Genomic DNA, 16,064 nt, shown 5'->3' on the forward strand with positions numbered 1-16,064 from the left:
GATTTCGACTGAACAAAGGGGAATTCATGGCCCGGACTGCCGACGACTCGTGGGATCTGGCCTCCAGCGTGGGTGCCACGGCGACGATGGTCGCGGCAGCGCGCGCAATGGCCACCAATGCCGATGATCCGGTGATCGACGACCCCTTCGCCGCTCCCCTGGTCCGCGCTGTCGGGATGGACTTCTTCACCAAGCTCGCCGACGAGAACTTCACCACCGAGGGCCTCGACGAGGAGGCCGCAACAGGGCTGATCCGATTCGCCAACGGCATGGCCGCCCGCACCCGCTTCTTCGACGACTTCTTCCTGAGCGCGTGCCGCGCCGGCATCCGGCAGGCGGTCATCCTCGCGACCGGACTGGACTCACGGGCATACCGGCTGCCGTGGCCTGCCGGCACCGTCGTCTACGAGGTCGACCAGCCCGAGGTGATCGAGTTCAAGAGCACCACCCTGGCGGACCTCGGCGCGGTACCGACCACCGACCGCCGCACCGTGGCCATCGACCTGCGCTTCGACTGGCCCTCGGCGTTGGCCGAGGCCGGATTCGACCCGTCGGTGCCGACGGCATGGATCGCCGAGGGGTTGCTGGGCTACCTGCCGGGGGACGCCCAGGACCGTTTGCTCGACCAGGTCACCGCGCTGAGTGCGCCCGGCAGCCGATTCGGTGTCGAGGGCGTGCCAGCCACCGAGTCCAACGACGAAGAGACGATCCGGGCCAAGATGCAGGAGTTCACCGACCGCTGGCGGGCGCACGGCCTGGACATGGACCTCAACGAGCTGATCTTCCTCGGTGACCGTGCCGACGTGACGACGTATCTGGAAGGACATGCCTGGAAGACCACGGGCATCTCGTCCAACGATCTGCTGGTCCGGACGGGTCTGCCTCCTGTCGAGGATGAGGCCCACGCGGCATCGGTCCTCTACATCAGCGCCGAGAAGTGAGGCGGGCGAGCGATGGCACGGTCTGACACCGACAGCTGGGATCTGGCCTCCAGCGTGGGCGCGACGGCGACGATGGTCGCCGCGGCACGCGCGATGGCGACTGCCGAGCCCGATCCGCTGATCAACGATCCCTACGCGGCGGACCTGGTCCGCGCCGTCGGGGTGGAGTTCTTCACCAAACTCGTCGACGGCGAGATCGGCCTCGACGGTGAGCTGGCCTCCGGCGCGGCGCTGATGACGGGGATCATGGCGGTGCGGACCAAGTTCTTCGACGACTTCTTCATCGCCGCCGTAGGCGGCAATTCCACCGGAGCCGCCGGCGACGCCGGCATCCGGCAGGCGGTCATCCTCGCCTCCGGTCTGGATTCGCGCGCCTACCGGTTGCCCTGGCCGGACGGCACCGTGGTCTACGAGATCGACCAGCCCGAGGTGATCGGGGCCAAGACGGCCGCCATGACGCAGATCGGGGCCGCCCCGACGGCCGAACGCCGCACCGTGGCCGTCGACCTGCGCGACGACTGGCCTGCGGCACTGCAGGCGGCCGGCTTCGATCCCGCAGCGCCGAGCGCGTGGAGCGCCGAGGGACTGCTGGCCTACCTGCCGCCCGAGGCCCAGGACCGGTTGTTCGACAACATCACCGCGCTCAGCGCCCCGGGCAGCCGGCTGGCGACCGAGTACCACCTGCCGGGCATGGCGGTGGACCTGCGCGAGCGCGGACAGGTGCTGAGCGAGCAGTGGCGTCGACACGGGCTCGAACTCGACCTGGCCAACCTCTGGTACGACGGCGAGCGCAATTCGGTCGTCGACTACCTGACCGACGGCGGCTGGTCGGTGACCGCTCGGCGACGGCCCGAGCTGTTCGCCGAATACGGCCGCGAGTTCCCCGCCGGAGAAGCCGCTGCGCCACAACGCAGTTCGCAGGCCGTCATCGCGATACGAGACTAGGAGCACCATGACCCGCACCGAAGGAGACACCTGGGATCTGGCCACCAGCGTCGGGGCCACCGCGACCGGTGTCGCAGCCTCCCGCGCCCTGGCCACCAAACAGCCCGACCCACTCATCAACGACCCGTTCGCCGACGCGCTGGTGCGTGCGGTGGGACTGGAGCACAGCATCCGGCTCGCCGACGGCGAGGTGTGCGTCGAGGGCGATCTGATGCTGGACCGGCAGCGGATGTGTGAGCAGATCGCCGTCCGTACCCGATTTTTCGACGACTTCTTTGTCGCCGCCGGGGATGCCGGTATCCGGCAGGCGGTGATCCTGGCGTCCGGTCTGGACACCCGTGCCTACCGGCTGGCCTGGCCGGCCGGCAGCGTCGTGTTCGAGGTGGATCAGCCGGCCGTGCTGGAGTTCAAGACCCGCACCCTGGCCGAGCTCGAGGCCGAGCCGGCCGCCGAACTTCACACCGTGTCCGTCGACCTTCGCGATGACTGGCCGAAAGCCCTGCGTGACAATGGCTTCGATCCGTCGGCCCCGACCGCTTGGATCGCCGAGGGCCTGCTGATCTACCTGCCGCCGGAAGCCCAGGACCGGTTGTTCGACAACATCACCGCGCTCAGCGCCCCGGGCAGCCGACTGGCCACCGAGCACATGGATGCCGCCTCGCTCAACGACAAGTGGACCGAGCGGGTCAGCCAGTGGTCCAAGAAGGTCGGCTCCGATGTGGATCTGAAGGATCTGTTCTACTCCGGCGAGCGAACAGCCGCCCGCGACTACCTCAACGCGCACGGGTGGGACGCGACAGTGCAGCCCACCCGGGCCGCCTACGCGTCGCACGGCTTCCCCTACCCCGAGGAGCTTGCCGACCTCGCCGGTGATTCTGGTTATCTGTCAGCAACGCTCAAGACATCTAAGTAGACGGCCGGGAGGCGCACGATGGCACGAACCGATGACGACAGTTGGGATCTGGCCTCCAGCGTCGGCACCACTGCCACGCTGGTGGCGACGGGGCGGGCGATCGCGAGCCAGGATTCCCACGGCCTGATCGACGACCCGTTCGCGGCGCCGTTGGTGCGCGCGGTGGGCATCGAGGTGTTCACCAAGATGGTCGACGGTGAGCTGAGTATGGATACCCTCGCCCAGCTCGCACCGGATGCGGCCGAGCGTGCCCGCTCCAATATCGACGAGATGGCTGTGCGGACCCGGTTCTTCGACGACTTCTTCATCACGTCGGGCAAGGCCGGTATCCGGCAGGCGGTGATCCTGGCCTCCGGTCTGGACTCGCGCGCATACCGCCTGCCCTGGCCGGCGGGCACCGTGGTCTACGAGATCGACCAGCCCGAGGTGATCGAGTTCAAGACGCGCACCCTCGCCGACCTTGGCGCGGAGCCGAAGGCGGAACGACGCACCGTACCGATCGACCTGCGGAACGACTGGCCGGCCGCCCTGCGGGCGGCGGGATTCGACCCGGCAAAACCGACCGCGTGGTGCGCCGAGGGTCTGCTGATCTACCTGCCGCCCGAGGCGCAGGACCGGTTGTTCGACAACATCGCCGCGCTCAGTGCGCCCGGCAGCGCGGTGGCCACCGAATTCGTGCCCGCGCTCAAGGATTTCGACCCGGAAAAGGCACGCGCCGCCACCGCGACGTTCAGCCAGCTCGGTCTGAACCTGGACATGCCGTCGCTGATCTACCACGGCGAGAGGCATTCGGCCGCCGACTATCTGAACGCCAAGGGTTGGGAGATGTCCGGCACGCCCCGCTCGGAACTGTTCGTCCGCCACGGCCTGCCGGTGCCCGACCGCGACGACAATGACCCGATGGGTGAAATCGTCTACGTCAGCGGCACTCTGGACTGAGTTCTGCCGGCGCCACCCGATCACGGCACCCGGGCAAAGCGCAACGTCTCGCCCCTGGCTCCGCCCATCCACAGGTCCTGACACGCCGCGGCCATGTCGTCGAACCCTTCGATGATCTCGCCGAACACGTTGCCGGGCACCCAGCCCTGGTCTCCGTTGATCAGCAGGTTGTTGCGGCCGTAGAACAGCGCCAGGTCGACGATCGCTCCGGTGGTTCCGGTGCCGGCGCTGTTCTCGTATCCGTACGCGGGGTTGCCCAGATCGTCTGAGTCGAACGAGAACCAGCACAGATCGCCCGGGATCGGGGTGACCGTGGTGTTCTCCTTGCCGGGGTCGGTGCCGAACGCCGGCAGCAGCGTGTAGATCTCGTTGCGGGCGTACTTGCCGTGAAATACCTGTGCCGCCAGCGGCAGGGCGTCCCACACCGCGGCGCAGGTGCGCGGCGCCGCTTCGTCGAGAAGCCGGGCCACGCAACTGACTCCGCGTTTGTCCAACGACACCGTGATCAACCGGCTCATGCAACCTCCTCGGTGAGCAACGCGGGCACCCGGCGATGCCAGTCCGTGGCGCCCTGGTACGCCTCCCCCACCCGGAGCACCAGGGCATCCGAGTGTCGGGGTCCGACGATCTGCAGTCCGACGGGCAGGCCACCCGCGCTGAACCCGCACGGCACCGAAAGTGCGGGCTGCTGAGTCAGATTGAACGGGTATGTGTAGGGCGTCCAACTCGTCCAGTCCGGCGAGGGCGAACCGTCGGGCACGTCCTGGCCGACGGCGAAGGCGGTCAACGGCAGCGTCGGGGTGACCAGGACGTCATAGGTCTGGTGGAACCTGCCCATCAGTTCCCCGAGCTTCATCCGGACCGCGGTCGCGTCCAGATAGTCCGACGCGGTGAAGGCCGCCCCGGTATCGGCCGTGCGGCGTAGACCGGGATCGACACGTCCGGCGTCCGCACCAGTCAACTTGCCTTCCAACACCTTTGCCTCACCGGCGAACCACAGCACATGGAAGGCGTGCACCGGGTCGGCGAAGCCCGGATCGACCTCCTCTACGTGCGCGCCTGCCGCCGCAAGCACCTCGACCGCAGCCCGCACCGCGATGTCCACCTCAGGGTCATTGACCCCGAAGCCGAGGTTCGGCGAGTAGGCGACCCGCAGCCCGGCGATGCCGCCGTTCAGCGCGGCGCGGAAAGATGTACGCGGAGCAGGCATTGCCGACCAGTCCCGCACGTCGAATCCGGTGACCACATCCAGCAACGCGGCGACGTCGGCGACCGTGCGCGCCATCGGCCCGGCGTGCGACAGCGTGCCGAACGGGCTCGGTGGATACAACGGGATGAGTCCGTAGGTCGGTTTGAGGGCGACGGTGCCGGTGAACGCGCCAGGGATGCGCACCGAACCACCGCCGTCGGTGCCCACCGACCACGCGCCCATACCGAGCGCCACGGCCGCGGCACTGCCCCCGCTCGACCCGCCTGCGGTCATCCCGGGATCCCACGGGTTGCCGGTCACCCCATAGCGCGGCGAGTCGGTCACGCCCTTCCACGAGTACTCCGGGGTGGTGGTCTTGCCGAGCAGCACCGCACCGGATTCGCGCAGCCGCGCCACGCTGGGTGCGTCCTCGTTCCACGGGCCCGCCTCGTCAATGAGCCAGCTGCCACGCAGGGTCGGCCAGTCCCTGGTCCACAGCGCGTCCTTGATCGACGTCGGGATCCCGTCGCCGGGGCCCAGCGGACACCCGTCATGCCAACGCTTTTCGGACTCCCGCGCGGCGGCCATCGCGCCCTCGGGGTCGACGAGCACGAACGCGTTGACCGCGTCGTTGTGGCGGTCGATGGCCGACAGCGCCGCGCGGGTCGCCTCCACTGGCGAGAGCGCCTTGGTGCGGTAGGCCTCGATCAGCTCGACGGCCTGCGGGATGGTCACGTCCGCTCCCCCGGTACGTAACCGAGCGCCTTGTCGACGACGTTGACCAACGGCTGCCCGGCCAGCCAGCGCCGCGCATTGTCGGCGAACTGATCGGCGAGAGTCTCGCGGAACCCCACGACGTCACCGGACATGTGCGCGGTGATGACGGTGCCGGGCGCGTCCCACAGCGGGTGTTCGGCGGGCAACGGCTCGGTGCTGAACACGTCCAGGGTGGCCCCGCCGATGCGGTGTTCGGTCAGCGCGGCAAGCAGCGCATCTTCGTCGACGATCGGTCCCCGCGCGATATTCACCAGGTGCGCATCGGGTTTCATCTCCTTCAACACGGCCGCGTTCACCAGGCCCCGCGTCGCTGCGGTGAGCGGAGCCGCCAGCACGAGGTGATCGCACCAGCCGACAGCCGAGGTCAGATCGTCGGTGGCGACCACCGCACCGAAATCCGGGTCCGCGGCGACGGCCACGCGCCCGGCACCACGCACGGACAGACCCGCCGCGCGCAGCAGACGCGCGATCTCCCGGCCGATGCCACCCGTCCCGACCACGAGAGCCTTGGCGCCCGCGATGCTGCGGGTCTCGCGGTAGCGCCACTCATGGCGGCGCTGGAAATCCAGGCTTGCCTGGCTGCCCTTCGCATACGCCAGCACCGCGCCGAGCACGTATTCAGCTATGGGACGGTCGAATACGCCGCGGGCATTGGTGATCACCACGTCCGATTCCCGTAACCGGTCGAACAGCAACGTGTCGACCCCGGCCGCGGGGACGTGAATCCACTCGAGCGCATCCGCACGTGCCCAGACGTCACGCAACGCGGTGGAGAAGTAGTCCCACAGCAACAAGGCCCGCGCCCCCTCGACCGCCTGCCCCAACCCGGCGGCGTCGCAGTAGCGGAACTCCGCGTCCACGTCGTCCAGACCGGGCACGCGGTCGGTCTCACGCTCGCACAACACCGCGATCAGGGGGCGGGTTGCGTTGGGTGGCACCATTCCGAGGCTAGGAACACGTTCGTATTATTGTCAACAATCTGTTGCCGGTTTGCCCTCTCGGCCTCACACTGTGGACATGACGCTCGAGGAAGTCGTTCCTCCCCCACCGTTGCAGCAGGTGGGGATAGGCGTCGTGACGCCCTACGACTTCGCCCTCGATCGCGAACTGTGGCGTTGGGTGCCCAACGACGTCAGCCTCTACGTCACCCGACTGCGGTACGCCCCGATGCAGGTGACGGTCGACATGGCGGTGCACGTCTCCGAACCCGAGCAGGTCGAGGCCGGCGCCGCGAACGTGCTTTCCGTGTCGCCGTTGGTCACGGCATACGCGTGTACCGCGGGAAGCTTCGTCAAGGGAATGGCAGGCGAGGCCGCACTGGTCGCGGCGATGCGGGCGGCAGGAGCCCCGGCAGCGGTGACCACCAGCGGCTCCATGCTCGCCGCGCTCCGGCACCTCGGGGTGAAGACGGTCGCCACGGTGACTCCCTACACCGCCGACCTGACGAGCGGACTGACCAGTTACCTCATGGAAGCCGGCATCGAGGTCGCCGCCACCGCAGGCCTGGGGATGACATCGCAGATCTGGGCGGTGCCGTATGCCACCACGGCCGAGTTGGTATGCGCCACAGATTGTTCCGATGCCGAGGCCGTCGTCATCAGTTGCACGAATCTGCCGACCTACGATCTGATCGCCCCGCTGGAGCGTCAACTCGGCAAGCCGGTGGTCACCGCCAACCAGGTGACCATGTGGGCGGCACTGGCAGTCGCCGGCCGCAACGCCGTCGGAGGCGGTCAGCGACTGCTGGAGACCTGAACGCACGGTAGCGACAGGGCCACCATTGAAAGGACGATGCATGACCACGGTGGGGATCCTCTATCCCGGCCACAGCGCCGAAGACGACTTCGGCGCGCTGGAGGCACGCCTGCAGGCGACGGTCAGACTGCCCGTCGCGATCACCTCAGTGGGTGAGGACGCTCATCGCGTCGATGCCCTCCTCGACCTCGGCCGGACCGAACGCCTCGCCGACGGTGTCGTGCGCCTGGGGGCGGCGCATCCGGATTCGATGATGTGGGCGTGTACGTCGGGCAGTTTCGTCTTCGGGCGCGACGGTGCCCGACGCCAGGCCGACGACGTGGCCGCCGCGTCCGGCGTCCCGGCGTCGTCGACATCGATCGCCTTCGTAGATGCATTGCAGCACTTGGGCATCCACCGGGTTGCCGTGGCCGCCTCTTACCCGGGCGACGTGGCGGCACACTTCGTCGCGTTCCTGTCGGCCGGCGGCATCGACGTGGTGTCGATCGGCAGCCACGGCATCGTCACCGCAGCCGAGGTAGGCCGGCTGGCACAGGCGCAGGTCCTCGCGATGGTCACCGCAGCCGACCACCCCGACGCCGAAGCCGTGCTGGTACCCGACACCGCCATGCACACAATGGGTTTCATCGATCAACTGGAATCCGCCGTCGGAAAACCGGTGCTCACCGCCAACCAGGTGACGGTCTGGAAGGGCCTGCACCTGCTCGGCCCCGTGCCGCCTCTGCCCGGGCTCGGTCACCTGTTCGGAGGCCGGCCGTGACCGACTTCATCACTCCCGTCGAGCAGGAGTCGACGCCCAGCATCGTCGCCGAGAAGCTCCGGCAGGCCATCGCGTACGGCGAGCTCGTCCCCGGCACGCAACTCGGCGAGGCCGAGTTGGCGCGCAGGTTCGGCGTCAGCCGCGGACCGCTGAGGGAGGGAATGCAGCGCCTCACCCAGGAAGGTCTGCTGATCGCGATCCGCAACCGGGGAGTGTTCGTCAACACCATGGACTCCGGCGAGATTCGCGACATGTACCTGGCCCGCGAGGCGATCGAGCGGACCGCGAGCCGCCAGATCCTGCAGGGTGACTATGCAGGTGCCGGGGACGCATTACTCGCCGTGGTCGACGAGATGGCAGCAGCCAGGGATCTCGATGAGGTCAGCGAAGCCGATATGCGTTTCCACGAGGTGCTCGTGGAACTCGCAGGCAGCCCGCGGCTGTCGCGCCTGCACCAGACCTTCCTCGTCGAGACCAGGATGTGTGTGCACGCGCTGGCCGACACCTATGACACCGCCACCGACCGGGTGAACGAGCATCGGGCGTTGGCGGGCGCCATCCGATCCGGCGACGTCGCACTCACCGACAAGTTGATGCTGGCCCACATGGAGGACGCAGTCGACCGGCTGATCGCGCGACTACCGGCCGGCTGACGCTGACGTCGTGCCTGTGTCGGCGTCGGCGTCGGTCTCGTAATCCAGCTGGGGCGGCGCTTCCGGCGTCCCGGGTATTTCGGTGCCACTGATCGGACATCGCGCGGTCTCCGGCACCTTGATCAGCGCGATCATCCCGATCACGCAGGCGATCATCATGTAATAGGCCGGCACCAGTTGGTCGCCGGTCTTTGACACCACCCAATCGTTGACCGCCGGAGCCGTACCGCCGAACAGCGATGTCGACACGTTGTAGGCGATGGCGAAGCCCGCGTAACGCACCTGGGTGGGGAACATCGCCGGGAACGTCGCGGAGATGGTCGACAACTGGGGTACATACAGCAGGCCCAGCACCGCGAACGCGATGATCGCACCCACCATGTTGGTCGACATCAGCAGGAACATCGGGATGCCGGCGATGAATAGACCGATCAGCGAGAACCACCACATCGGTTTGCGGCCCACGCGGTCGGAGATATGGCCGGCGAACGGCAGGAACACCATCATCGACAGCATGCCGATGATGGGTACCACCAGGGAGTGACCGCTCGACAAGCCGATCGTCTGCTCCAGGTATGTCGGCATGTAGGTGAGCAGCGTGTAGTTGACCACGTTGAGTGCGACGACCAAACCGCCCAATCGCAGGATCGGGCCCCAGTACTCGACCACCAGATCCTTGAGCTCAGACGCAGGTCCGCCTTCCCGCTCCCCCGTCGCCTCGAGTTCGCGGAAGATCGGGGTGTCCTCCAGCTTCGAACGTAGGTAGACACCGACCAGGCCGAGCGGGGCGGCCACGAGGAACGGCAGCCGCCAACCCCATTGCCCCATCTGCTCATCCGAGAGCACTGCCGAGAAGCCGAGCATCAACAGCGCACCCATCGAAAAGCCCGCGAGGGTGCCGAATTCCAGGAAACTGCCGAGGAAGCCACGCCGACGCGACGGCGCGTACTCGGCCATGAACGTCGCGGCACCGCCGTACTCTCCGCCGGTGGAGAAGCCCTGGATCATCCGGAGCCCGACCATGAGCACCGGTGCCCACATCCCGATCGCGGCATAGGACGGAATCAGGCCGGCGCAGAACGTCGCGCCTGCCATCAACACGATGGTGATCGCGAGGACGTGTTTACGCCCGAGTCGGTCGCCGAGTGGCCCCCAGACGAATCCGCCGAGCGGGCGGACCAAAAACGACACCGCGAACGTCGCTAGGGCCAGCAGGGTTGCCTGCTGGGCGTCTCCAGGGAAGATGGCGGCGGAAATGTAGCCCACGCCATAGGCGTAGATACCGTAGTCGAACCATTCGGTGGCGTTACCGATAGCCGAGGCGGCGATGGCCCTCTTCAATACCCCGGGGTCCGGCGAATCCTCGGAGGGTTCGCGATAGTCGATCTCCGGTTTGTCTCCGAAGCCCCTCATCGGGCTTTTATGCGCGGGCACGAGTCCTCCATGTGTCTGACGACACCGTTCCCCGCCGCGCACTCTCTGTTACGGCTGCTCTGACTGGGTTGAACACCGCAGGGCCAGGCCGTCATTTCGTCGACAATTCAATAGTTGCCAAGATCTGACGTTACAGCCCCGCGCCCGACAAAGCGCCGCCCGCTACCGCGTCGTAACTATCGCATGCGTCAAAACCGGGGTTCTCCCAGCCAGAGCGCGTGGGATCCGGTCACCGCGCGCCCGGCGTTCTCGAGGACTCCGACCACCGATTGCCCCAGCAGGTTGCCGACAGCCTGCGGCACCGACGCCGCTGCGGGTTGCGACGAGGGCTTGGGCCGCAACATGTCCAACCAGGACGAACCGGGATAGCTCAGCACCCGCACCTTGGTGTCCGGATCCAGCCCGGCCAGGACCTTGGCGCGGGTGACCGCGGTACGCAGGCCCCCGAGTTCGTCGACGAGGCCGTGGCCCTTGGCGTCGGCGCCCGTCCAGATCCGTCCGCGCGCCACCTTGTCCACCTGCTCGACCGAGAGCTTGCGCCCCTCGGCCACGCGGGTGATGAAATCGGTGTAGAGCAGGTCGGTCTCGGCTTCGATGTGGGCGTGCTGTTCATCGGTGAATGGTGTGTTGGACGACCAGGCATCGGCATTGGGGTTGGTACGCAAGGAGTCCGATCCGACTCCCAACTTGTCCTTGAGCTCGCGGGAGACCAGCTTGCCGGTGATCACACCGATCGACCCGGTGATGGTGCCCGCATTCGCCACGATCTCGTCTGCCGCCATCGACACGTAGTAGCCGCCCGATGCGGCCACCGCACCCATGGAGGCGACGATGGGCTTACCGCGCTCGCGAATCCGGACCACCTCGCGCCAAATGGTTTCCGACCCGGACACCGAGCCGCCGGGGCTGTCGACGCGCAGCACGATCGCCGACACCTCGTCGTCGGCAGCTGCCTCACGCAGAGCCGCGGCGATGGTGTCGCCGCCGGCACTGGAATTACCTATCGGCAGCACCTGTGGCCCGCCGCGGCCGCTCACGATCGGGCCGTGCAACGTCACCAACGCGACCGTGGGCTTGGACTTACGGCCAGGTATCTGTGGTGCCGGAACCTTCGGGGTGGTCCGCGCATAGCGCGAAAGATACAGCCGCGGTAGGGCATCGGGGTGACCGTCGGCATCGGCACCCGCCTCGGCCGGTCCGCCGGACAGTTCCCCGATGCGTGAGTAGGCCTCGTCGCGGAACCCGATCCGGTCGATCAGGCCGGCGGTGACGGCGTCATCCCGCAGCACCGGCGCCTTGTCGGCCAGTACATTGACCGCCTCCGACGTCAGGCCCCGTGATTCGGCGATGGCCTGCCACACCTGCGACTGCAGGCTCTCGATCATCCGGCCGTCGGCCTCACGTTGCGCGTCGGTGTAGCCGGCCTGCGTGAAAACGTTTGCCGCGGACTTGTATTCGCCACGCGCGACGAACTGCGCCTCAACCCCCACCTTGTCGAGTGCGTCGCGCAGGAACATCGCATTGGTGGCGAAACCGACCAGCCCGACCGAGCCCGACGGCTGCATCCACACTTCACGGAAGGCGGACGCCAGGTAGTAGGACAGCGTTCCTGGGTAGGTCTCGGCCCAGGCCACCGTGGGCTTGACCGCGCTGAACGCCGCGATGGCATCCCGCAGTTCCTGTACCGGGCCGGGCGCGGCGGCGGGCAACTGCACCCGCGCAATCAACCCGGCCACCCGGTCATCCTCGGCGGCACGGTGGATCGCGGCGACGGCCTGCCGCAACACCAGCGGGCGGCCCCCGCCCGCGATCACGGCCAACGGGTCGAAACCGGCGGTCTCCGGCGGCGTCGACATCAGATCCAGCTCCAGCACACACCCGCTGGGCACTCCGTTGTGCCGGGCGGTGTCCACGCGCCGGGCCAACGCCCTGAGGTCGTCCTGGCCGGGCAGTCCTGGGAGAAAAGCGAACATGGACCGAGCCTACCGATCGGCGGATTCCGCGCGCGGCGACGAGAACTGTCCCCCTACCCGAGCACCGTCGTAGCGTGAGACGGGTGACGTTCTCCATCTCGCTCCCGCAGCTCGATCACGACGGCTTCGACGACGCGGCCTTCAAGGCGTATCTGGCCCGCGCTGAGGAACTCGGTTTCGAGGGCGGTTGGACGATCGAGCAGACCGTGGGGCCGGCGCCGACGATCGCCCCGCTGGAGTTGCTGTCGTATGCCGCGGCGGTCACCACGAGACTGCGGCTGGGGGTCGCGGTCCTGGTCACCTCGCTGCACGACCCGCTGCAGTTGGCTTCGGCGATCACCGCGGTGGACCGGCTCAGCCACGGCCGCCTCGACGTCGGCGTGGCGCCGGGCGGCAGTTTCCGGCAGTTCCCGGCGTTCGGGGTGGACTCGTCGACATTCATCGCGAGCTTCACCGAGGGGCTGGAGTTGATGAAAGCCGCCTGGTCGGATGAACCCCGGATCACCTTCCACGGCCGCTTCCGCGATGTCGACGATCTGGCCATCAGCCCCAAACCCGTTCAACGGCCACACCCGCCGATCTGGTTCGGGGCCAACGCGCCGAGGGCACTGGCGCGGGCGGTCCGCTACGGCGACGCGTTTCTGGGAGCCGGCTCGTCGACCACGGCGGCCTTCGCCGAGGCCGTGCGGACGGTGCACCGCGAAATCGACGAGCAGGGCAAGGATCAGGCCGGCTTCCGGATCGGCAAGCGGGTGTATCTGATCGTCGACGACGACCCTGCCCGCGCTCGCGAGCGGGTGGACGCGGGCCTTCGACGGATCTACGGGGAGCGGATCAGCCTCGGAGCGGTGGCGGTGGCCGGCACCGTGGACGACGTGGTCCGGGGTCTGCGCGAGGTGCTCGACGCCGGGGCACAGACCCTCGTACTCAACCCCACGGGCGCCACGATCGCCGAGGACCGCGAACAGATGGAACGGCTTGCCGCTGAGGTGATCCCGAAGCTGAGCTGACGGCCCGCCCTGACGGCCAACGCAAAAAGCCCCCGCCGAAGCGGGGGCTTTTGTGTCTGCTCGCGCAGAATTACAGTTCGGTGGCCGAACCGCCGGCAGCGGAGATCGCCTCACGGGCGCTACCGCTGAACTTGTTGGCGGTTACGTCGACCTTGACGGCCAGCTTGCCGTCGCCGAGCACCTTCACCAGGCTGTTCTTGCGAACGAGGCCCTTGGCAACCAGCTCGTCGACACCGATGGTGCCGCCCTGCGGGAAGGCCTTGGCGATGTCGCCGACGTTGACGACCTCGTACTCGGTCCGGAAGCGGTTCTTGAAGCCCTTGAGCTTCGGCAGCCGCATGTGGATCGGCATCTGGCCACCCTCGAACGTCGCGGGGACGTTCTTGCGGGCCTTGGTGCCCTTGGTACCACGACCGGCGGTCTTACCCTTGGAGCCCTCACCACGACCGACGCGGGTCTTGGCCTTCTTCTCTCCGGGGGCGGGCCTCAGGTCGTGAAGCTTGATAACGGACATCAGGACTTCACCTCCTCCACCTCGATGAGGTGATGAACGGCCTTGATCAGACCGCGGGTCTGCGCGTTGTCCTCACGCACCACGGACTGACGAATCTTCTTCAGCCCCAGGGTCCGCAGGCTCTCGCGCTGCTTCCAGCGTGCGCCGATGGTTCCGCGCACCTGGGTGATCTTGAGTTCTGCCATGGTTATGCCGATCCCTCACGCGCTGCTGCGGCAGCCAGCGCTTCGCTCTCGCGCCGGGCCTTCAGCATGCCGGCCGGCGCCACGTCCTCGAGGGGCAGACCGCGACGGGCCGCCACCTCTTCGGGACGCTGGATCATCTTCAGCGCGGCAACGGTGGCATGCACCACGTTGATCGCGTTGTCGCTGCCCAGCGACTTGGCCAGGATGTCGTGCACGCCGGCGCATTCCAGCACCGCGCGAGCCGCACCACCGGCGATCACACCGGTACCCGGGCTGGCCGGACGCAACATCACCACACCGGCAGCGGCTTCGCCCTGAACCGGATGGACGATGGTGCCGCCGATCAGCGGAACCCGGAAGAAGCCCTTGCGAGCCTCCTCGACGCCCTTGGCGATGGCGGCCGGAACTTCCTTGGCCTTGCCGTAGCCGACGCCGACCATGCCCTTGCCGTCACCGACGATGACCAGCGCGGTGAAGCTGAAGCGCCGACCACCCTTGACCACCTTGGAGACGCGGTTGATCGACACCACGCGCTCGATGTAGTTGCTCTTCTCGCCGCTGTCGCGGCCACCACGGCCACCGCGGTCGTCGCGGCGGCCACGGCCACCGCGGTTGTCGGAAGCGCCTGGGCCGCCGGCACCAGTTGCCTGCTCGGCCATCATGCAGTCCTCTCGTTGACAGTCATCAGAATTTCAGCCCGCCCTCGCGCGCGGCATCCGCCAGCGCGGCGATCCGGCCGCCATAGGTGTAGCCACCGCGGTCGAACACAACCGTGTCGACGCCGGCAGCCTTGGCACGCTCGGCGATCAGCTGACCGACCCGAACGCTGTGCGCCTTCTTGTCACCCTCGACGGCACGCACGTCGGCCTCGATCGACGAGGCAGCCGCCAACGTGACGCCTTCCAGGTCGTCGATGAGCTGGACGTGGATGTGCCGTGCCGAACGGTTGACCACCAGACGCGGGGTCTGGGCGGTGCCGGAGACCTTCTTGCGCAACCGGGCGTGCCGACGCAGCCGGGAGTTACGGCGAGTCTCAGAGATGTTCTGCCCCACCGGCTTGCGGACGGCGGCAGCTTGAGTCTTTGCAGCCATGGTTACTTACCTGTCTTTCCGACCTTGCGGCGGATCTGCTCACCTTCGTAACGCACACCCTTGCCCTTGTACGGGTCGGGGCGGCGCAGGCGGCGGATGACCGCGGAGATCTGACCGACCTTTTGCTTGTCGATACCCGTGACCGAGAACTTGGTGGGCGTCTCGACGGCGAAGGTGATGCCCTCGGGCGCCTCGATCACCACGGGGTGGCTGTAGCCGAGTGCGAACTCCAGGTTGGAACCCTTGAGTGCGACGCGGTAGCCGACGCCGAAGATCTCCATCTTGCGGGTGTAGCCCTCGGTGACGCCGGTGACCAGGTTGGCCACCAGGGTGCGGGAGAGCCCGTGCAGGGAGCGGCTGCGCCGCTCGTCATCGGGACGGCTGACCACGATGGCGCCGTCTTCGTTGCGCTCGACGGTGATCGGCTCGGCGACATCGAGGGTCAGGGTGCCCTTGGGGCCCTTGACCGAGACGTTGCGGCCGTCAATCGTCACATCGACCCCGGCGGGAACCAGGACCGGCTGCTTACCAATACGCGACATGTCTTCTATCCCCTCACCACACGTAGGCGAGGACTTCGCCGCCCACGCCGCTTCGTGCCGCCTGACGGTCGGTGAGCAGGCCCGAGGACGTGGAGATGATCGCCACGCCCAGGCCGCCGAGCACCCGAGGCAGATTGGTGGACTTTGCGTAAACCCGCAGACCGGGCTTGCTCACGCGACGCAGGCCGGCGATGCTGCGCTCACGGCTGGGGCCGTACTTGAGCGACACCACCAGGGACTTGCCGACGCGGGCATCCTCGGTGCGGTAATCGGAGATGTAGCCCTCTTTCTTGAGGATCTCGGCGATGTTCGCCTTGATCTTCGAGTGGGGCAGGGTCACCTCATCGTGGTACGCCGAATTGGCGTTGCGCAGACGTGTCAAGAAGTCTGCGATCGGGTCAGTCATCGTCATGACAACCGGCTCACCTTCCTCGCGGCGGTT

At 67.6% G+C, this 16,064-nt stretch carries 19 protein-coding genes; 8 read left to right on the forward strand and 11 right to left on the reverse strand.

Annotated elements, in window-relative coordinates; all coding sequences use genetic code 11:
* Positions 1-26 precede the first annotated feature (26 nt).
* From AB0876_RS18345 to AB0876_RS18360, 4 genes are read left to right on the forward strand one after another with little or no spacing between them, the layout of a single operon-like run.
* Positions 27-941: a class I SAM-dependent methyltransferase gene (locus AB0876_RS18345; RefSeq protein WP_491837873.1), complete on the forward strand. Its 915-nt coding sequence runs from the start codon at positions 27-29 to the stop codon at positions 939-941.
* Positions 942-953: 12 nt separating this feature from the next.
* Positions 954-1,886, forward strand: a complete 933-nt coding sequence (locus AB0876_RS18350; protein WP_526042565.1) for an SAM-dependent methyltransferase — start codon at positions 954-956, stop codon at positions 1,884-1,886.
* 7 nt (positions 1,887-1,893) lie between these two features.
* Positions 1,894-2,799, forward strand: coding sequence for a class I SAM-dependent methyltransferase (locus AB0876_RS18355; RefSeq protein ID WP_526042566.1), 906 nt, complete (start codon positions 1,894-1,896; stop codon positions 2,797-2,799).
* A gap of 18 nt (positions 2,800-2,817) precedes the next feature.
* A complete protein-coding gene (locus AB0876_RS18360) occupies positions 2,818-3,738 on the forward strand; it encodes a class I SAM-dependent methyltransferase (RefSeq protein ID WP_526042567.1) in 921 nt (306 codons plus the stop codon).
* Between the two features lie 20 nt (positions 3,739-3,758).
* Here AB0876_RS18360 and AB0876_RS18365 read toward each other — a convergent pair whose 3' ends face one another.
* From AB0876_RS18365 to AB0876_RS18375, 3 genes are read right to left on the reverse strand one after another with little or no spacing between them, the layout of a single operon-like run.
* Positions 3,759-4,256, reverse strand: a complete 498-nt coding sequence (locus tag AB0876_RS18365) for a DUF3830 family protein (protein ID WP_526042568.1) — start codon at positions 4,254-4,256, stop codon at positions 3,759-3,761.
* A complete protein-coding gene (locus AB0876_RS18370) occupies positions 4,253-5,662 on the reverse strand; it encodes an amidase (RefSeq protein ID WP_526042569.1) in 1,410 nt (469 codons plus the stop codon). Before AB0876_RS18370 ends, AB0876_RS18365 begins: the two co-directional genes overlap by 4 nt.
* Positions 5,659-6,645, reverse strand: coding sequence for a D-2-hydroxyacid dehydrogenase (locus AB0876_RS18375; protein ID WP_526042570.1), 987 nt, complete (start codon positions 6,643-6,645; stop codon positions 5,659-5,661). The genes AB0876_RS18370 and AB0876_RS18375 overlap by 4 nt, the downstream gene beginning before the upstream one ends.
* A 76-nt stretch (positions 6,646-6,721) precedes the next feature.
* Between AB0876_RS18375 and AB0876_RS18380 the strand changes: the two genes are divergently transcribed.
* From AB0876_RS18380 to AB0876_RS18390, 3 genes are read left to right on the forward strand one after another with little or no spacing between them, the layout of a single operon-like run.
* Positions 6,722-7,459: a maleate cis-trans isomerase family protein gene (locus AB0876_RS18380; RefSeq protein ID WP_526042571.1), complete on the forward strand. Its 738-nt coding sequence runs from the start codon at positions 6,722-6,724 to the stop codon at positions 7,457-7,459.
* Positions 7,460-7,499: 40 nt separating this feature from the next.
* Positions 7,500-8,219 (forward strand): maleate cis-trans isomerase family protein, encoded by a 720-nt coding sequence (locus tag AB0876_RS18385; RefSeq protein ID WP_526042572.1) that lies wholly within the window; start codon positions 7,500-7,502, stop codon positions 8,217-8,219.
* On the forward strand, positions 8,216-8,872 hold the full coding sequence (locus AB0876_RS18390; RefSeq protein WP_526042573.1) for a GntR family transcriptional regulator: 657 nt from the start codon (positions 8,216-8,218) through the stop codon (positions 8,870-8,872). The genes AB0876_RS18385 and AB0876_RS18390 overlap by 4 nt, the downstream gene beginning before the upstream one ends.
* Here the strand turns inward: AB0876_RS18390 and AB0876_RS18395 are convergent.
* Both AB0876_RS18395 and sppA read right to left on the reverse strand, forming a co-directional pair.
* Positions 8,858-10,285 carry an MFS transporter gene (locus tag AB0876_RS18395; protein WP_526042574.1) on the reverse strand — a complete coding sequence of 476 codons (1,428 nt, stop codon included), beginning with the start codon at positions 10,283-10,285 and terminating at the stop codon, positions 8,858-8,860. The genes AB0876_RS18390 and AB0876_RS18395 overlap by 15 nt on opposite strands.
* A gap of 209 nt (positions 10,286-10,494) precedes the next feature.
* On the reverse strand, positions 10,495-12,279 hold the full coding sequence (sppA, locus tag AB0876_RS18400) for a signal peptide peptidase SppA (protein WP_526042575.1): 1,785 nt from the start codon (positions 12,277-12,279) through the stop codon (positions 10,495-10,497).
* Positions 12,280-12,362: 83 nt separating this feature from the next.
* Between sppA and AB0876_RS18405 the strand changes: the two genes are divergently transcribed.
* Positions 12,363-13,289, forward strand: a complete 927-nt coding sequence (locus AB0876_RS18405; RefSeq protein ID WP_526042576.1) for an LLM class flavin-dependent oxidoreductase — start codon at positions 12,363-12,365, stop codon at positions 13,287-13,289.
* A 70-nt stretch (positions 13,290-13,359) separates the two neighbouring features.
* Here the strand turns inward: AB0876_RS18405 and rplO are convergent, their stop codons facing one another.
* Genes rplO through rpsH form a run of 6 tightly spaced genes read right to left on the reverse strand, consistent with a single transcriptional unit; the run spans position 13,360 to position 16,034 of the window.
* Positions 13,360-13,803: a 50S ribosomal protein L15 gene (gene rplO, locus AB0876_RS18410; RefSeq protein ID WP_064883273.1), complete on the reverse strand. Its 444-nt coding sequence runs from the start codon at positions 13,801-13,803 to the stop codon at positions 13,360-13,362.
* A complete protein-coding gene (rpmD, locus tag AB0876_RS18415) occupies positions 13,803-13,988 on the reverse strand; it encodes a 50S ribosomal protein L30 (RefSeq protein ID WP_029106891.1) in 186 nt (61 codons plus the stop codon). Before rpmD ends, rplO begins: the two co-directional genes overlap by 1 nt.
* Before the next feature lie 2 nt (positions 13,989-13,990).
* Positions 13,991-14,647 carry a 30S ribosomal protein S5 gene (gene rpsE / locus AB0876_RS18420; RefSeq protein WP_072279034.1) on the reverse strand — a complete coding sequence of 219 codons (657 nt, stop codon included), beginning with the start codon at positions 14,645-14,647 and terminating at the stop codon, positions 13,991-13,993.
* A gap of 25 nt (positions 14,648-14,672) precedes the next feature.
* Positions 14,673-15,080: a 50S ribosomal protein L18 gene (gene rplR / locus AB0876_RS18425; protein ID WP_491837861.1), complete on the reverse strand. Its 408-nt coding sequence runs from the start codon at positions 15,078-15,080 to the stop codon at positions 14,673-14,675.
* 2 nt (positions 15,081-15,082) lie between these two features.
* Positions 15,083-15,622: a 50S ribosomal protein L6 gene (gene rplF, locus AB0876_RS18430; protein ID WP_055109950.1), complete on the reverse strand. Its 540-nt coding sequence runs from the start codon at positions 15,620-15,622 to the stop codon at positions 15,083-15,085.
* A gap of 13 nt (positions 15,623-15,635) precedes the next feature.
* Complete coding sequence (rpsH, locus tag AB0876_RS18435) at positions 15,636-16,034, reverse strand: 30S ribosomal protein S8 (protein ID WP_029106887.1); 399 nt, start codon at positions 16,032-16,034, stop codon at positions 15,636-15,638.
* Between the last annotated feature and the right edge of the window lie 30 nt (positions 16,035-16,064).

The sequence above is a fragment of the Mycobacterium sp. NPDC049093 genome (genome assembly GCF_040704635.1).
GTDB lineage: Bacteria > Actinomycetota > Actinomycetes > Mycobacteriales > Mycobacteriaceae > Mycobacterium.

Coding starts and splice junctions, on each gene's coding strand:
- AB0876_RS18375 (WP_526042570.1), bottom strand. CDS start 6,645: ATGGTGCCACCCAACGCAACCCGCCCCCTGATCGCGGTGTTGTGCGAG.
- sppA (WP_526042575.1), bottom strand. CDS start 12,279: ATGTTCGCTTTTCTCCCAGGACTGCCCGGCCAGGACGACCTCAGGGCG.
- rplF (WP_055109950.1), bottom strand. CDS start 15,622: ATGTCGCGTATTGGTAAGCAGCCGGTCCTGGTTCCCGCCGGGGTCGAT.
- AB0876_RS18355 (WP_526042566.1), top strand. CDS start 1,894: ATGACCCGCACCGAAGGAGACACCTGGGATCTGGCCACCAGCGTCGGG.
- AB0876_RS18360 (WP_526042567.1), top strand. CDS start 2,818: ATGGCACGAACCGATGACGACAGTTGGGATCTGGCCTCCAGCGTCGGC.
- rpmD (WP_029106891.1), bottom strand. CDS start 13,988: ATGGCAGAACTCAAGATCACCCAGGTGCGCGGAACCATCGGCGCACGC.
- AB0876_RS18365 (WP_526042568.1), bottom strand. CDS start 4,256: ATGAGCCGGTTGATCACGGTGTCGTTGGACAAACGCGGAGTCAGTTGC.
- AB0876_RS18395 (WP_526042574.1), bottom strand. CDS start 10,285: ATGAGGGGCTTCGGAGACAAACCGGAGATCGACTATCGCGAACCCTCC.
- rpsH (WP_029106887.1), bottom strand. CDS start 16,034: ATGACGATGACTGACCCGATCGCAGACTTCTTGACACGTCTGCGCAAC.
- AB0876_RS18345 (WP_491837873.1), top strand. CDS start 27: ATGGCCCGGACTGCCGACGACTCGTGGGATCTGGCCTCCAGCGTGGGT.
- rplR (WP_491837861.1), bottom strand. CDS start 15,080: ATGGCTGCAAAGACTCAAGCTGCCGCCGTCCGCAAGCCGGTGGGGCAG.
- rpsE (WP_072279034.1), bottom strand. CDS start 14,647: ATGGCCGAGCAGGCAACTGGTGCCGGCGGCCCAGGCGCTTCCGACAAC.
- AB0876_RS18385 (WP_526042572.1), top strand. CDS start 7,500: ATGACCACGGTGGGGATCCTCTATCCCGGCCACAGCGCCGAAGACGAC.
- AB0876_RS18380 (WP_526042571.1), top strand. CDS start 6,722: ATGACGCTCGAGGAAGTCGTTCCTCCCCCACCGTTGCAGCAGGTGGGG.
- AB0876_RS18350 (WP_526042565.1), top strand. CDS start 954: ATGGCACGGTCTGACACCGACAGCTGGGATCTGGCCTCCAGCGTGGGC.
- rplO (WP_064883273.1), bottom strand. CDS start 13,803: ATGTCCGTTATCAAGCTTCACGACCTGAGGCCCGCCCCCGGAGAGAAG.